The organism is Rhizobium atlanticum, assembly GCF_030182485.1.
Lineage (GTDB): Bacteria > Pseudomonadota > Alphaproteobacteria > Rhizobiales > Rhizobiaceae > Rhizobium.
The window spans coordinates 1-15,351 of the sequence record NZ_JAQJCJ010000014.1 but is presented as its reverse complement, the minus strand read 5'-3'; the positions used below and the strand labels follow the sequence as shown (position 1 = coordinate 15,351).

At 62.8% G+C, this 15,351-nt stretch carries 16 protein-coding genes; 4 read left to right on the top strand and 12 right to left on the bottom strand.

Features of this window, described 5'->3' with window-relative positions; translation table 11 throughout:
• Window positions 1–236: 236 nt before the first annotated feature.
• Both ribB and aroC read right to left on the bottom strand, forming a co-directional pair.
• Window positions 237–1,340, bottom strand: a complete 1,104-nt coding sequence (gene ribB / locus PH551_RS20455; protein WP_085777193.1) for a 3,4-dihydroxy-2-butanone-4-phosphate synthase — start codon at window positions 1,338–1,340, stop codon at window positions 237–239.
• An 8-nt stretch (window positions 1,341–1,348) separates the two neighbouring features.
• Window positions 1,349–2,446, bottom strand: coding sequence for a chorismate synthase (gene aroC / locus PH551_RS20450; protein ID WP_285194675.1), 1,098 nt, complete (start codon window positions 2,444–2,446; stop codon window positions 1,349–1,351).
• 367 nt (window positions 2,447–2,813) lie between these two features.
• On the opposite strand from aroC, the gene PH551_RS20445 reads away from it, so the two are divergent.
• Window positions 2,814–3,074 carry a DUF1344 domain-containing protein gene (locus PH551_RS20445; RefSeq protein WP_003569889.1) on the top strand — a complete coding sequence of 87 codons (261 nt, stop codon included), beginning with the start codon at window positions 2,814–2,816 and terminating at the stop codon, window positions 3,072–3,074.
• 292 nt (window positions 3,075–3,366) lie between these two features.
• Here the strand turns inward: PH551_RS20445 and PH551_RS20440 are convergent, their stop codons facing one another.
• The 4 genes from PH551_RS20440 to PH551_RS20425 form a co-directional block, all read right to left on the bottom strand.
• The gene (locus PH551_RS20440; RefSeq protein ID WP_285194674.1) at window positions 3,367–3,957 is read right to left on the bottom strand and encodes a histidine phosphatase family protein; all 591 of its coding nucleotides are present in this window, start codon (window positions 3,955–3,957) and stop codon (window positions 3,367–3,369) included.
• A 20-nt stretch (window positions 3,958–3,977) separates the two neighbouring features.
• Entirely contained in the window at window positions 3,978–4,796 is an 819-nt protein-coding gene (gene fabI / locus PH551_RS20435) for an enoyl-ACP reductase FabI (RefSeq protein ID WP_285194673.1), read from the bottom strand.
• Between the two features lie 121 nt (window positions 4,797–4,917).
• On the bottom strand, window positions 4,918–6,069 hold the full coding sequence (locus PH551_RS20430; RefSeq protein ID WP_285194672.1) for a DnaJ C-terminal domain-containing protein: 1,152 nt from the start codon (window positions 6,067–6,069) through the stop codon (window positions 4,918–4,920).
• A 330-nt stretch (window positions 6,070–6,399) separates the two neighbouring features.
• Window positions 6,400–6,858, bottom strand: coding sequence for an RT0821/Lpp0805 family surface protein (locus tag PH551_RS20425; protein WP_064800911.1), 459 nt, complete (start codon window positions 6,856–6,858; stop codon window positions 6,400–6,402).
• 65 nt (window positions 6,859–6,923) lie between these two features.
• Between PH551_RS20425 and pdxH the strand changes: the two genes are divergently transcribed.
• Window positions 6,924–7,544, top strand: coding sequence for a pyridoxamine 5'-phosphate oxidase (gene pdxH, locus PH551_RS20420; protein WP_085777196.1), 621 nt, complete (start codon window positions 6,924–6,926; stop codon window positions 7,542–7,544).
• Between the two features lie 8 nt (window positions 7,545–7,552).
• Here pdxH and PH551_RS20415 read toward each other — a convergent pair whose 3' ends face one another.
• The gene (locus PH551_RS20415) at window positions 7,553–8,590 is read right to left on the bottom strand and encodes a polysaccharide deacetylase family protein (protein ID WP_285194670.1); all 1,038 of its coding nucleotides are present in this window, start codon (window positions 8,588–8,590) and stop codon (window positions 7,553–7,555) included.
• A gap of 216 nt (window positions 8,591–8,806) precedes the next feature.
• Between PH551_RS20415 and PH551_RS20410 the strand changes: the two genes are divergently transcribed.
• On the top strand, window positions 8,807–10,090 hold the full coding sequence (locus PH551_RS20410) for a D-alanyl-D-alanine carboxypeptidase family protein (protein ID WP_285194669.1): 1,284 nt from the start codon (window positions 8,807–8,809) through the stop codon (window positions 10,088–10,090).
• A 76-nt stretch (window positions 10,091–10,166) separates the two neighbouring features.
• Window positions 10,167–10,484, top strand: coding sequence for a nucleoside triphosphate pyrophosphohydrolase family protein (locus tag PH551_RS20405; RefSeq protein WP_285194668.1), 318 nt, complete (start codon window positions 10,167–10,169; stop codon window positions 10,482–10,484).
• A gap of 126 nt (window positions 10,485–10,610) precedes the next feature.
• Here PH551_RS20405 and PH551_RS20400 read toward each other — a convergent pair whose 3' ends face one another.
• The 5 genes from PH551_RS20400 to PH551_RS20380 form a co-directional block, all read right to left on the bottom strand.
• The gene (locus PH551_RS20400) at window positions 10,611–11,624 is read right to left on the bottom strand and encodes an inorganic phosphate transporter (protein ID WP_285194667.1); all 1,014 of its coding nucleotides are present in this window, start codon (window positions 11,622–11,624) and stop codon (window positions 10,611–10,613) included.
• Window positions 11,624–12,265, bottom strand: coding sequence for a DUF47 domain-containing protein (locus PH551_RS20395; protein WP_285194666.1), 642 nt, complete (start codon window positions 12,263–12,265; stop codon window positions 11,624–11,626). The genes PH551_RS20400 and PH551_RS20395 overlap by 1 nt, the downstream gene beginning before the upstream one ends.
• A gap of 164 nt (window positions 12,266–12,429) precedes the next feature.
• On the bottom strand, window positions 12,430–12,921 hold the full coding sequence (locus PH551_RS20390) for a GNAT family N-acetyltransferase (RefSeq protein ID WP_285194665.1): 492 nt from the start codon (window positions 12,919–12,921) through the stop codon (window positions 12,430–12,432).
• Between the two features lie 16 nt (window positions 12,922–12,937).
• Entirely contained in the window at window positions 12,938–14,353 is a 1,416-nt protein-coding gene (gene tldD / locus PH551_RS20385; protein ID WP_285194664.1) for a metalloprotease TldD, read from the bottom strand.
• Between the two features lie 462 nt (window positions 14,354–14,815).
• Window positions 14,816–15,351, bottom strand: a 536-nt coding sequence (locus PH551_RS20380; RefSeq protein WP_285194663.1) for an invasion associated locus B family protein, incomplete at its 5' end; no start/stop codon positions are given.

Below are 15,351 nucleotides of genomic sequence, written 5' to 3'. Positions count from 1 at the left end.
GGCGATTTTAGGCAACAACGCCAACCACACTCTCCGTCATCCCAGGCCTTGAGCCTGGGATCCATGCGGCTGCTGCTGATGGATGCGGCGTGGATGCTCGGCTCAAGGCCGAGCATGGCGGAGAGTGGGGTGCACACGAGAAAACCATTCACCGCGCAGAGACCTGTTGCCAATGCCATCCGCTAGCGAAATCAGATAGCCAGTCATGCCTTGATGAGGAAGGGGAGGGCCTCCCCTCAGCAGATCTCCGTCTTGCTGATCTTGATGCCGAAACCTTCCAGGCCGACATAGTGGCGCTCGCGGCTGGTGAGCAGCTTGATCGAGCTGACGCCGAGATCCTTGAGGATCTGGGCGCCGAGGCCGATTTCCAGCCATTCGCTCTCGCGCGTCTGCGCCTCGGCATGGGCTTCGCGGCCCTGGTTGCGGGCCTTGCGGCCATTGTCGTAATGGCCGACGCCGACGGAGCCCTCGCGCAGATAGACGATGATGCCGCGGCCTTCGGCGGCGATCTTCTCCATGTAGAAGTCGACCGGGCTGTTCTTGCCGAAGAGATCCTCGGCGACATTTTCCGGATGCAGGCGCACCGGAATGTCGACGCCGTCGCGGATGTCGCCGAAGACGACGGCGAGATGCTGCATCGGGTCCCAGGGCAGGGCATAGGTGTGGGCCTTGGCCTTGCCGAACGGCGTGTCGATGTCGAAGCTCGCGCCGTGCTCGACCAGCGTTTCCTTGCGCTGGCGATAAGCGATGAGGTCGGCGACGGAGACGAGCTTCAGCCCGTGCTTCTCGGCGAAATCGACAACCTGCGGCCCGCGGGTGACGGTGCCGTCGTCATTGACCAGTTCGGAGATGACGCCGATCGGCGGCAGGCCGGCGAGCCGGCAGAGATCGACGGCCGCTTCCGTATGGCCCGAGCGCATCAGCACGCCGCCTTCGCGCGATACCAGCGGGAAGATATGGCCGGGACGGACGAAATCGGCGGCCCCGACATTCGGATTGGCGAGGTTGCGCACCGTCAACGTCCGGTCGTCGGCCGAGATGCCCGTCGTCGTACCGTGCTTGAAATCCACCGAGACGGTGAAGGCGGTCGTGTGGGCCGAATCGTTTTCCGCCACCATCGCGTTGAGGTTGAGGCGCTTGGCCTCTTCCTTCGGCATGGGTGCGCAGACGATGCCTGAGGTGTGGCGCACGATGAAGGCCATCTTCTCCGGCGTGGTGTGGACGGCGGCGACGATCAAATCGCCCTCGTTCTCGCGGTCATTGTCGTCCATGACGACGACGATTTCGCCGGCCTCGAAGGCCCTGATGGCGTCGACGACGCGCTTCTGATCGTAAGACATGGACGCTCCTATTTCAGACGGCCTGTCTGGCCGCGGTCGCGAAGATAATGATCGGCAATGGCGCAGGCGACCATCGCCTCGCCGATCGGCACGGCGCGAATGCCGACGCAGGGGTCGTGCCGGCCCTTGGTGCGCACGTCGACATTCTTGCCATCGGCGTCGATCGACTGGCGTTCGGTCAGGATCGACGAGGTCGGCTTGACGGCGAAACGCGCCACGATTGGCTGTCCGGTCGAGATCCCGCCGAGAATACCGCCGGCATTGTTGGAAAGGAAGATCGGCGTTCCGTCATTGCCCATGCGCATCTCGTCGGCATTGTCTTCGCCTGAGGTTTCGGCGGCGGCAAAACCATTGCCGATCTCCACACCCTTGACGGCATTGATCGACATCAGTAGCGAGGCGATGTCCTGGTCGAGCTTGGAATAGATCGGCGCGCCGAGACCTGCGGGCACGCCTTCGGCGATCACTTCGATAACAGCGCCGATGGACGAGCCGGCCTTGCGGATGCCGTCGAGATATTCCTCCCAGACCGGCACGATTGCCGCATCCGGCGAGAAGAACGGGTTTTGTCCGACCTGGTCCCAGTCCCAGTTGCTGCGGTCGACCTTGTGTTTGCCGACCTGCACCAGGGCGCCGCGCACGGTGACACCTGGCACGACGAGGCGGGCGATGCCCCCGGCCGCAACCCGGGCGGCGGTCTCGCGCGCCGAGGAGCGGCCGCCGCCGCGATAGTCGCGAATCCCGTATTTGAGGTCATAGGTATAGTCGGCATGGCCGGGCCGGTATTGCCGGGCGATCTCGCCATAATCCTTGGAGCGCTGGTCGGTGTTCTCGATCAGCATGGAGATCGGCGTGCCTGTGGTCGTCATCGTCTCGCCGTCGGCATCGAGCATGACGCCGGACAGCACCTTCACCAGATCGTCCTCGCGCCGCTGCGTCACGAAGCGGGATTGGCCGGGCTTGCGCTTGTCGAGCCAGACCTGGAGGTCTTCGAGCTTGAAGCGCAGACCTGGAGGGCAGCCGTCGACGACGCAGCCGAGCGCCGGACCATGACTTTCGCCCCAGGTGGTTACGCGGAAGAGGTGACCGAATGTATTGTGTGACATGTGTTCCCACGGCGGCGCCTGAACGCCGGTCGCCGCCGGCCGCGCCATTGCTTGAAAAGGCGCGACACTCATAGGCCAAAAAACCGCCGAGGCAAAAGCCTTTATTTGCGTCAAACCGGCAGCGGCGGAAATGCTGTTTCGCTCCTTTGCGGCATGGCCGTCACGAAGCCAGCCGCCATCCAGTTCCGGCCGCAGCAGCGGCGAGATCAGCGAGGCAACGGGCGTGGTTAACGCAGCGCCTTGATTATGTTTAAAATGCCATTCATCAATTGGGCGGGAAAAGCCATTCTTACGGGCAATTTTCGCCATATTCAGGAGATTATCTGTGGCCAGTGTTCTCGTGCAGCGTTTCAAGAGGATTGTTGCCATGCGTTTCGTCGTCGCCACGCTTTTGGCCACAGCAAGTTTCCTGTCGCCGATGAGCGGTTTTGCCGAGAGCGCCGATGTCGAGGCGACGATCAAGAAGGTCGACACGGCCAATCTCGTGCTGACGCTCGACGATGGCAAGACCTATCAGGCGCCGGAGGAATTCAATTTCGACGGCCTCGAAGCCGGCGTGAAGGTCATCGTCTTCTATACCGAGGTCGACGGCAAACGCGTCATCAACGACCTCGATATCGTCAAGTAGGCAGTTTCCGGAGAATGGTCGTGTGAGGTTGGCGCCAATGGCTGCCCCTCACCCTAACCCTCTCCCCGCTCGCGGGGCGAGGGACTTGCCCCACGAAAGCGAGTGGACCGGAGAGGGCGCGGCATGTCCCTTCGCCCCGCGAGCGTGGGTCCGGAGGACGGGTCGAGACACGTGGCTCGACCCCGGTTCGGTGGCGGCAGCCGGATGAGGGGCTCATATCGGCGATCTCCCCCGGGCCAAACAACTCGCTCCCATCCCAATCCGACCAGCACTGAGCGCAGCGCCCTGATGCCTACAGCCAGACGATCGTCCGCTCGCGCGTATCAATCCTGACGATCCGGTCCTGTGGTATACCGCCTTCGGCGGCGGTGCTCTTAGGCAGGTCGGCAATCGCCTGGAACAGCGTGCGGATGACGCCGCCATGGGTGACGCAGACAGTCGGGCGATCGACGGAGCGCAGCCATGCGCTTGTGCGCCAGGAGAGGATCTCGTAGCTCTCCGCATCGTCACCGGGTGGAATGAAATCCCATTTCGAGGCATTGCGTTCGGCCACCCGCTCGGCCTGCGTCGCCCTCAGTTCCTTGAGCGTCGAGCCCTCCCAGTCTCCGAAGGAAATCTCCACCAGCCTCGGATCGGTGCGATAGGCAAGCGGCGGCAGTCCCATGGCGGCGCGCATGATCTCCATCGTTGCGCGCGTGCGTCCGAGCGGGCTTGCGACAAAATCGAATTCGCCCACGGTATCGCCGAGGATCTTGGCCAGCTCGATGCCGTTCTGCCGGGCCTGTTCCAGGCCGATGGCGTTCATCGGCACATCCTTCTGGCCCTGCAGGCGACGCTCGGCATTCCAGTCGGTCTGACCGTGTCTGATCACGTAGATGAGCACGGTCTCGACTCCGGGGGGACTTAGTCCTTGACGACCGAAATATCCGGCGCGTCGACCGCCTTCATGCCGATGACATGATAGCCGCTGTCGGCGTGATGCACTTCACCGGTGACCGAGCGCGACAGGTCGGACAGCAGATAGAGGCCGACGTCGCCGACTTCCTCGATGGTGACCGTGCGGCGCAGCGGGGCATTATATTCGTTCCACTTCAGAATATAGCGGAAATCGCCGATGCCGGAGGCGGCGAGCGTCTTGATCGGCCCGGCCGAAACGGCGTTGACGCGGATGTTCTGCGGCCCGAGATCGACGGCGAGATATTTGACGCTCGCTTCGAGCGCGGCCTTGGCGACGCCCATGACATTATAGTTCGGCATGACCTTTTCGGCGCCGTAATAGGTTAGCGTCAGCATCGAGCCGCCGTCCGTCATCAGCTTCTCGGCGCGGCGTGCGACCGAGGTGAAGGAGTAGACGGAAATCTGCATCGTCTTGGTGAAATTGTCGGGCGAGGTGTCGATGTAGCGGCCGGTCAGTTCGTCCTTTTCGGAAAAGCCGATCGCATGCACGAGGAAATCGATCTTGCCCCACAGCTTTTCGACATTTTCGAAAACCGCGTCGATGGTGGATTCGTCGGCGACATCGCAGTGGCCGACGAGCGTCGCGTCGATCTCGGCTGCAAGCGGCTCGACACGCTTCTTCAGCGCATCGCCCTGATAGGTGAGCGCGACTTCTCCGCCCTGCGCATGAATGGCCTTGGCAATACCCCACGCAATCGAACGATTGTTGGCGACACCCATGATGACGCCGCGTTTGCCTGCCATGAGGCCGGATGCTTGAGCCATATTTCGCTCCCTAGGATTCTGATCGATCCTGCCTATGGCATAGGCCGTTAATCGGTTCAAGCTTGGCCTGGATCATCAACTGTTAGGGATCGTAACAAAGGGTGCGAATGTCATAAGAATTTCACAGGAACAGGCCTTCGCGCATGCTCCGCATGAGATCTGTGATCTTGTCGTCGGGTTTTTCCCACAGGATGATGCGCAATTCGACGACGAGATCGCCTCTGCTGCCGTCTTCCCGCGGCAATCCCTGGCCGGGAATCGCGATCGTCTTGTCCGAGCCCGACCATGCGGGAACGGTGATATCAAGCGGCCCGGCCGGGCCGTCGATGCGCGCCTCGGTGCCGAGCACGGCATTCTCGATACTGATCGGCAGCACGGCGTGCAGGTCGAAACCATCGACGGTGAAGCGCGGATCGGGGGCGATGCGGATATTGACGACGGCATCGCCGCGCTGCATGCCCGGCAGCTTGAAGCCCTGTCCCTTGAGCCTGATCTCGTGCCCATCCGTGGTGCCGGCCGGCAGCACGAAGCCGATTTCGCGGCCCTCCGGCAACGACGTGTTGATCCAGCCGCTTTTCAGCACGTCGTCGACCGTGACCGTCGCCGTCGTCACCTCGTCCGGCGCTTTCTCGAGGCCGCTATCCTTGGCGCCGGTGAAACGGCGCACCAGCGATGTCAGGATGCTGAGCGGCAGCGACAGGTTGGCGGCATTGTTTGATGTCTCGCCGGGTTCCTCCTCGGCTTCGGGGGCCTCGCCATCCACACGTTTGCCCGCTTCGGACTGCGTCTGGCCCTGCGTCTGCGTCTGCTGGGCGCGGCCCTGCGCCTGGCCGCCTGCCGCAGCGCGTGTCTGCGCGCCGAAAATGCGCTCGACCATCTCTTCGGCACCTTCGCCGGTGCCGGTCTGCTGTTTTGGGCCTTCGGCCGCGGCCTTCTGGGCAGCCCGCGCAAGCTCTTCCATCACCCGCTCGGCATTGGCCTGCGCCGCCTTGGCGCGGGCCGCAGCCTCGCGCGCCGCCTGGCGCTGCTGCATGATCGTCTGTTCCTGCTTCTTGGCTTCCGCCACCCGCACGGCATTGTCGAACAGGCTGCGTTTGCGCGGATCTCTCAGCGTTTCGTAGGCGCGGCCGATCTCGGCGAAGCGGGCAGTCGCCGTCGGATCGTCCTGATTGTGGTCGGGATGGGCTGCTTTGGCCATGTTGCGCCAGGCCGCCTTGATCTCTTCTGCCGCCGCGTCGCGCTTGACGCCCAGAATTTTGTAAGGATCGCGCATGTCAAAACCGCCGGTGTTGCGATGCGGGTGACGCCTGTCATTGCCCGGCATCCCCGCCCAATATCGAAGTTCAATATCAACATGTGAGGCGCCACCGGCCACAAAGGCACGCATAGCCACTCTCGACACCGATCGTGCGGCCGAGTTGCTAATCACTTCTTATTTCCGTGGAGAGATGGGGAGTGTTTTGCCGGAAATGGTTAGCTCTTTGCTAAGCATTCGCGACAAAGCAGGCGGCCGTTAACTGTCGCGCGCCGAATCGGTTCCGGCAGATCAAATTTCCCGCCGGACTTTAACTTTCACGCCGGAAATTAGCTTTCCCGCCGGAAATTAACTTTCCGGCTGGAAGCTCAGCAGCTGCCAGTTGCCGCCGCCGACGAGGCAGGTCTTGCCGTAGAATTTGGCGATCCCGACATAGGAATGCCGCGTCGTGCGGAACTGCCGGCAGACCTGGCCCGACTCGTTGTTTTCGACGATCGTATCTATGACGCCGGCGCTGCCGGTCGATGCATTCGCCCAGGGAAGCGGCTGGCCTTCGAGCTTGTGCACATCGGCCGAGGTCACGGCGTTGCGCACTGTCATCTCGTCCGAAAGCGTGTCGGTGCTCGGCGGCGTCTGCGGCACGGTGCCGGTGGCCACCGACCGGTCGACCTTGGCTTCGCTCAAGAAATCCATCCCGCCCGCGAGGCAGCCGGAAAGCGACAGCATTGCGGCGCCGACAACCAGGAAGACGCTGCTGCGTTGCCGCAGGCCCTTTGTATGGCGATATGACTTTGCTATGACTTCCACCCTGCGTCCTGTCCAGTTATCAAAAGCTGGGCGAGTTTTGAATAATCCGGGGCATTTGAACCAATATGTCGGCAAACGAGTTAACAAGCGGTGACTTTACCGAAAGTGGCGAGCCCTTCAAGCTCTTTGCCGAATGGCTGAAGGAGGCGGAGGCCTCCGAACCGAACGATCCCAATGCGGTGGCGCTGGCAACGGTCGATGAGCATGGTCTTCCCAATGTCCGCATGGTGCTCCTGAAGGGATTCGACGATGACGGTTTCGTCTTCTACACCAATTTCGAGAGCCAGAAAGGTCGCGAAATCTTGGGGCAGAAGAAAGCCGCCATGTGTTTCCACTGGAAAAGCCTGCGCCGCCAGGTGCGGTTGCGAGGACCTGTCGAGATCGTGAGCGACGCCGAAGCCGACGCCTATTTCAAGACGCGGGCGCGCGGCAGCCGCATCGGCGCCTGGGCCTCCAAACAATCGCGTCCGCTCGAAAGCCGATTCGCGCTGGAGAAGGCGGTGGCGGAATACACCGCCCGCTACGCCATTGGCGAGATACCCCGGCCTCCCTATTGGTCGGGCTTCCGCATCCGGCCGACCTCGATCGAATTCTGGAAAGATCAGCAGTTCCGCCTGCATGACCGCATCGAATTTCGTCGCCCATCCCCAGTCGGGGCCTGGGAAAAGGTACGGATGTACCCTTAGCTTACCCTCTACCGGCCCATCAGTTTCAGCGGAATGCCGGAAGCAAGCGCCGAGACGTAGCGCCGCTTCTGGTAGTAGCCGTTCAGCGACATGCGCGGGAGATAGCCGATCTTGCCGGTCGCCGGCAGCCCCGGCTGCGTCGTGACCGCGACCGAAAAGCCCAGCCGGCCGGCAAGTGTCTCCTCGCGGGCGGTCGCCGCCTCCGGCGTGCCGTAGGGATAGGCAATCGCGGCGGGACGGGCGCCGGTCAGCGCCTCGACATAATCGGCCGAAACTTCCATCTCGATCCGCGCTTCGGCCTCCGGCAGGCGGGCAAGCGCGCGATGGCTGATCGTATGGGCGCCGAGCGTTGCAAGCGGATGTCGGGCGAGCCGCTGCAACTGCACCGGTCCCATCACCAGATCGCGCACGATATCGGTCGGCTCGATGCCGTGTTCCCGGGCCAGCATATCGAGGGTGGCAACGGCGCGCGCCTCGTCGAAGCGGTGGATATACCCGGCGAAGCGGTCGAAGGCATCCCATTGCTGCCGCGGGTCGGCGAGGGCCAGCCGCTCGCTGCCGTGGCCGAAATCGAAGCGGATTTCTTTTGGCCGTCGCAACAGGACGGCGAGCGTTTCCCACCAGATGCTGTGGGAACGTTCGGCATAACCCTTGGTGACGAACACCGTGAAAGGCGCCCGATGCCGCTCGAACACCGGCAGCGCATGCTCCATGTTGTTGATGTAGCCGTCGTCGAGCGTAAAGGCCGCAAACGGCCGGCCGCCCTCGGGTTCGGCCAGAAGCGCCGGCAGCTGGTCGAGCCGCACGAAGCGAAAGCCGTCGCGCGTCAGTCGCCTGAGCGCCGCATCGAGAAAATGCGGCGTTATTTCAAGATGCGCGTTCGGCGCAAAGGCGTGGGGCTCGTGCGGGCGGACATGGTGCAGCGTGAAGATGACCCCGCGCCCGCGCGCCTGCCGCATCAGGCCGGCCGCGGCGATCAACGAGGATGCCTCGAGCCCGGCGCCGATCGCCACGCGTTTTGCCAGTCGCTTCAATTGCCCCGTCATGCGCCGCCCATTGTCGTTTGCCACAAACTAGCAACGGCGGCTTAAGCCTTGCTGAATCCCGCTTTCACACAGCTTCTTTCGTTTTCTGTTAACCAAGGCGATGAAAAGACTAGAAAAATCGTAGGCGTTGCCGCAAAGTCGCGCCAAACTTCCGGCTTCTGTCACATTACGACACATGGCCGGCCCATCGAGAGCCAGCGCATCAGGGGGAACTCCATGAGAAAGCTATTGGCGGCTGTTTTGACCGTAACGCTGGCCGTTTCGGCGCCGCTTGCGGCTCTTGCCGGCAGCGCCTCGCTGGTCCTCGATGCCCGCACCGGCAAGGTCCTCGCCTCCGAAAACGCCGATACGCTGAACCATCCGGCCTCGCTGACGAAGATGATGACGCTCTATCTCACCTTCGAGGCGCTGAAACGCGGCAAGATCGCCTGGGATACGCCGATCCAGATGTCGAAATACGCTGCCGCGCGGCCGCCGACCAAGCTGGGCGTCAAGGCCGGGGGCACCATAACAGTGCGCGAGGCAGTTTATGGCATGATCGTCAAATCCGCCAATGACGCCGCTGCCGCGATCGGCGAGACGCTCGGCGGTTCGGAGGCCGGCTTTGCCCGGATGATGACGGCCAAAGCCCGCCAGCTCGGCATGAGCCGCACCGTCTTCGTCAATGCCTCTGGCCTGCCGGACAGCCGCCAGGTGACGACGGCGCGCGACATGTCGACGCTCGCCGTGGCGCTGATCAAGAATTATCCCAATGAATACCGCCTGTTCTCGACGGCAAGCTTCAGTTTCCGCGGCAAGACCGTGCGCGGCCACAACAATCTCATGTACCGCTACCAGGGCATGGACGGCATCAAGACGGGTTACACCAACGCATCCGGCTTCAACCTCGTCAGCGCCGTCAGAGACGGCAACCGCCGCGTCGTCGGCGTCGTGCTCGGCGGCCGCACCGCCCGCAGCCGCGACGCCAGGATGGAAGCGCTGCTCGACCGCTATCTCGGCCGCGCCTCGTCATCCGGCGGCGCCAGGCTGATGGCGAGCGTCGGCGCCAGGGAACCGGTCGAAGTCGCGTCTGCGGCTGACTCTTCCGATGTTCCGGTGCCGCTCAACGCCCGGCGCCCGGACGAAGATCCCGCAGCCAAGAGCCTGGCTTATGCCGATGACGCCGTCGTGCCGCTGGAACGTCCTGTCGCCATGGACGAGATCCTGAATGCCGGCAAGACCGGCAAGGCTCCGGCCGAGAAAACCGACGGCACCTGGCAGATCCAGATTTCGGCGGCCCCCAGCGCCGATGCGGCGCGTGCGCTTCTTGCACAGGCCCAGTCGGAAGGCGGCGCACCGCTGGTTTCCGCCTCGCCCTACACTGAGGCGGTCGGGCAGGGGGCGAACCGGATCTATCGCGCCCGCTTCGTCGGCTTCGCGAGCAAGGACGCCGCCGCCTCCGCCTGCGATGCGCTGAAGCAGCGCTCCTATGACTGCGTGCTGCTGCCCGACCACAGCTGATCCCAGCGGCATCATACTCGGCTCTGGACAAGCAGCGGGAATCAGCGTCTCCTCCATAAACAAAAGGAGAACATCCATGCTGCGCCGTCTCGCCGACCAGTTCGAAGCCGCTTCCGCTGTCCATGTCGCCGAGAGCGGCATCGAGCGGGATGACGACTGGTTCCTTTTGAAGCTGCAGGAGGAAATGGGAGAGCTCACCCAGGCCTGGAACCGGCTGACCGGTCGGGGCCGTGCCAAAGGCCGCTCTCCCGAGGATATCAGGCGCGATCTCGCAGACGAGACTGCCGACCTGCTCGGTCACCTCCTGCTGTTTGCTCGCCGTAACGACATCGACATCGCCGCCGCGATCGAACGGAAGTGGCGGTTTCAGCCGGCACAGACGCCCAACACCTAAGCGCCACGTCAGCTGTCCGATCGACTAGAGCGGTTCAGGTTTTCACGGAAGCGCTGAACCACTCTAACTTTTTGTTTTTACGCAATTCCGGACGGCAAACCGCTTCGCACTTTTCCTGGAATTGCTCTAAGAGAGCTGGCTCAACAGGCTCACGAGCCAGAACGAAACTGCCGAAATCATTGCCGCGGCCGGCAGGGTGATGATCCATGCGATCACGATGTTGCCGGCAAGCCCCCACCTGACGGCGGAGACGCGCCGGGCGGCGCCGACGCCGATGATGGCGCCGGTAATGGTATGGGTGGTCGAAACGGGGATGCCGAGCCAGGTGGCGCCGAACAGCGTCAAGGCACCGCCCGTTTCGGCGCAGAATCCTTGCATCGGGTTCAGCCGGGTGATCTTCGAGCCCATCGTATGGACGATGCGCCAGCCGCCGAACAAGGTGCCGAGCGCCATCGCCGCCTGGCATGAAATCACCACCCAGAGCGGCACGTGGAAGCTGCCACCGAGATAGCCTTGCGAGTAAAGAAGCACGGCAATGATGCCCATGGTCTTCTGGGCGTCATTGCCGCCGTGACCGAGCGAATAGAGCGATGCCGACACGAATTGCAGAAAACGGAAGGACCGGTCGACGGCAAAAGGCGTTTGCCGGATGAAGGTCCAGGTCACCGCCAGAATGAGGAACAATGCCAGCAGGAATCCGATCAACGGCGACATGACGATGGCGCTCGCGGTCTTGAGAAGGCCACTCCAGACGATCGAACTCAAGCCGGTTTTGGCAAGGCCCGCACCGACCAGCCCGCCGACCAGGGCATGGGATGAACTGGAGGGAATGCCGAAGATCCAGGTTACGACATTCCAGACGATGGCGCCGATCAAGGCCGCGAAAATCACCTGCGGTGTGACGATCGCCGGGTCGATGATGCCGGTCCCGAGCGTCTCGGCCACATGCAGGCCGAAGAACAGGAAGGCGATGAAATTAAAGAATGCCGCCCAGAAGACCGCATATTGCGGCCTCAGGACCCGTGTCGAGACGATTGTTGCGATCGAGTTGGCCGCATCATGCAGGCCATTGAGAAAATCGAACAGCAGCGCGACGCCGATGAGGCCGACAAGAAGCGGAAGAGCGAGGGCGGCATCCATCAGACATTCTCGATCACGATGCCGCTGATCTCGTTGGCGACGTCTTCGAAACGGTCGACCACCTTCTCCAGCTCGCCGTAGATCTCGCTGCCGATCATATAGGCCATCGCATTGCCGGCGCCGTGCCGGCGAAACAGATCCTTGAGCCCCTGCTCGTGCAACTCGTCGGAGCGCCCTTCCACCCGCGTGACCTGCTCGACGATCGCAGAAAGCCGCGGCGCATTGGCGCTCATGCGATCAAGCAAGGGAATGGCCTCGGCGATGAGATTGGCAGCTTCCACAACGGTCTTGCCCATCTCCTGCATCCCCGGATCGAAGCTGGTCTGCTCGAAGAGCCGGATGGTTTTGACGGTCTTGTGCATCATGTCGATCGCATCATCCATGGATTGGATGAGATCCTTGATGTCTCCACGATCGAAAGGTGTGATGAAGCTCCGCCGGACGGCCTGCATGACTTCGCGCGTTATATCGTCGGCCTGATCTTCCAACCGCACGATCGTTTCGCATTGATGCTCGATCTCTATTCCCGACAGCAACCTGTCCAGAGCCTGTGCGGCGTCGACGATCGTTCTGGAATGTTGTTCGAAAAGGACGAAAAACCGGTCTTCGCGCGGCATCAACTTCCGAAACCAACCCAGCATGAACACCTCGTGATTTTTGATCTGCGCTATGGATGACGAGCCGTCCTAAACCCTATCCCGTTGAAGAGATAGGGCCGAGTTTCGGTTTGTGACAGTTTTATGACAATTGTGGCGCGACAGGAACATGGCCATTACCGGCCGTCGACCCTTTGCAGCATCTGCAGTCAGCCGACCTTATACCGGTAAAACTTGGTGTCCACGGTCATCAGCGGGAAGGAGCGGGGCAGGGCGCTCTTGGCAATCTCGGTAAAGCCGTTCTTCTCGTAGAAGCGATGGGCGGCAACGAATTTGTCCGTGGTGCCGAGGAAGATGTCGGTGAGGCCGGCATCTCTGGCGTGGTCGAAGAGGCGCTCGAGAAGCCGCGCCGCCACGCCGTGCTCGCGGCCGCGAACCTCGGCGGCGACGAACATCTTGCGCAGCGCTGCCTGATTATTACCGATGTCCTTCAGCCCGAGCGTGCCGACGATCGCGCCGTCCTTGACGGCGACCCAGAACTGACCTTTGCCGGACTGGTAGAAATCCGGGATGACCCGGAGATCCGGCTGCGCATCGGCTGTGATGTCGATGCCGAACTCCTCGCGCTGAATCGGCAGGATCACCGACAGCACGTCATCGGCATCGCCGGCGGCAAAGGGTCTGATTTCGATCTCTGCCATGATCAAATACTCCGCCTCAGGTCTGCGTGCCGCCGACGGTGATCTGATCCATGCGCAGATGCGGCTGGCCGACGCCGACCGGAACCCATTGGCCGGCCTTGCCGCAATTGCCGATGCCGGTATCGAGCTTCATGTCGTTGCCGATCATCGACACCCGCTTCATCGCATCCGGGCCGTTGCCGATCAGCATCGCCCCCTTGATCGGCGCGCCGAGCTTGCCGTTCTCGATCAGATAGGCCTCGGTGCAGCCGAAGACGAATTTGCCGGAGGTGATGTCGACCTGGCCGCCGCCGAAGGAGACGGCATAGATGCCCTTCTTCACCGAGGCGATGATCTCATCAGGCGTCTTGTCGCCGCCGAGCATATAGGTGTTGGTCATGCGCGGCATCGGCACGTGGGCATAGCCCTGGCGGCGGCCATTGCCGGTGGGCGCCATGCCCATTAGCCGGGCATTCTGCCGATCCTGCATGTAGCCGACCAGCTTGCCGTTCTCGATCAGCACGTTGTAGCCGGACGGCGTACCCTCGTCGTCGATGGTGATCGAGCCGCGGCGGTTGTCGATCGTGCCGTCATCGACGACGGTGACGCCGGGCGCGGCGACGATCTGACCGAGAAGGCCTGCAAAGGCCGACGTCTTCTTGCGGTTGAAATCGCCTTCCAGCCCGTGGCCGACGGCCTCGTGCAGCATCACGCCCGGCCAGCCGGAGCCGAGAACGACGTCCATCGTGCCGGCCGGCGCATCGATCGCCTCCAGATTGACGAGTGCCTGGCGCAGCGCCTCGTCGGCGCCATATTGCCAGCTGCCCTCGGCGATGAAATCGCCAAAGCCGATGCGCCCGCCGCTGCCGTAAGAGCCGCTCTCCTGCCGCTCGCCTTCACCGACTACGACGGAAATGTTGATGCGCGTCATCGGCCGGATGTCGCGGACACGGTGGCCGTCGGCGCGCAGGATGTCGACGACCTGCCAGCTCGCCGCGACCGAGGCGGTAACCTGCCGCACCTTGTCGTCCTTGCCTCTGATATAGGCGTCGATGTCCTGCAGGACCTTGACCTTCTCCTCGAAGCTCGGCTGGCCGATTGGGTTCTGGTCGCCGTAGAATTTCTTGTTGGTGCCCTGGGGAGCGGCGGCATAGCTGCCGGAATAGCCGCGCGTCACCGCGCCGACCGCATCGGCCGCCCGCTTCAGCGCCGCCACCGAGAGGTCGCCGGCATGGGCATAACCCACGGCTTCGCCGGCAACGGCGCGAAGTCCGAAACCCTGTTCCGTATTGAAGCTGCCGCCCTTCAGCCGGCCATTGTCGAAGGTCAGCGCCTCGGCCTGGGCATGCTCGATAAACAGCTCGCCGTCATCGGCGCCGGCGAGCGCCTCGGCGACGAGACCCCGCATCGTGGCCTCGTCGGCATCGAAAAGCGTCAGGAGATCGGTGGTCATGGTCTGGCTCCAATGGCATGCGTTCGGGAATGCGCTTGCGCCTTAGATAGGGCTCCTGTTGATAAAGAGTGAAGCCCTGCGGTGGAATTATTATTGCTGGAGTTGGAATGGCAAGTTGAGAGGGGAATTGTCTCGTACGAGGTATTATGCAGCAACGGCACTCTAACCTTCGTCGTACCATGCCACCGAACTTGGGATCATGGGCGCCTCCGAGTGCGGCGTGGATGCTCGGGTCAAGCCCGAGCATGACGGAGTGTGAGGCGACATGCGGAGTAACACATGGAAGGCGAGGGAAGAGCACCGGCCATGCGCTGTCGTCGAGTTTGGCGGCAGCCCACCCCAACCTCCGTCATCCCAGGCCTTGAGCCTGGGATCCATGGCTGCCTCGCGGGCCCCGTGAAATGCTCGGGTTTGAAGGGAAGCGGAGCTGCGCTCAGCGTTCGAAATCCGGGCCAGCCGCCCTCACGGCAGCGCGTCAAAACCTTCGGCGAAGCCCTTGAGGTCGACGGGGATGCCGATGCCTTCTTCCGGGGTCTGGAAGACGATGAAGGTGGCCTGGGCGCCGCTGCGGAAGGTCTTGAGCAGTTCGTCCTCCAGCACGACTTCGGCATAACAGCCGTCGGCGAAGCAGCGGACGAAATAGGCGCGGCCGATATCCTTGCCGTCGACATTGAGGCCGAGGCCGTTCGGCAGGAGCACGCCGAGCGGCGCCAGCACGCGCAGGATCTTCGATTTGCGGTCGGCCGTCTTCAAGACGACGACGGAAAGCCCGACCTCCGGCCGGTCCTCGGCGATGACATTCTGCATCAGCGCGCATTGCTCGGTCGCCGCGCCGGCCGGCTTGTCGCAGACGACAGACCATGCGCCGTGATTGGATTTCACTGTGCCCGGCGCCTGCGGCTGGGTCTGGCCGGGCGTCACCTGGATATTCGGGTTGGCAGCCGGGGGCTGCTGGGCCGGGGCAGGGGCCGCCGGTGCAGGGGTGGCCGGTGCAGGGG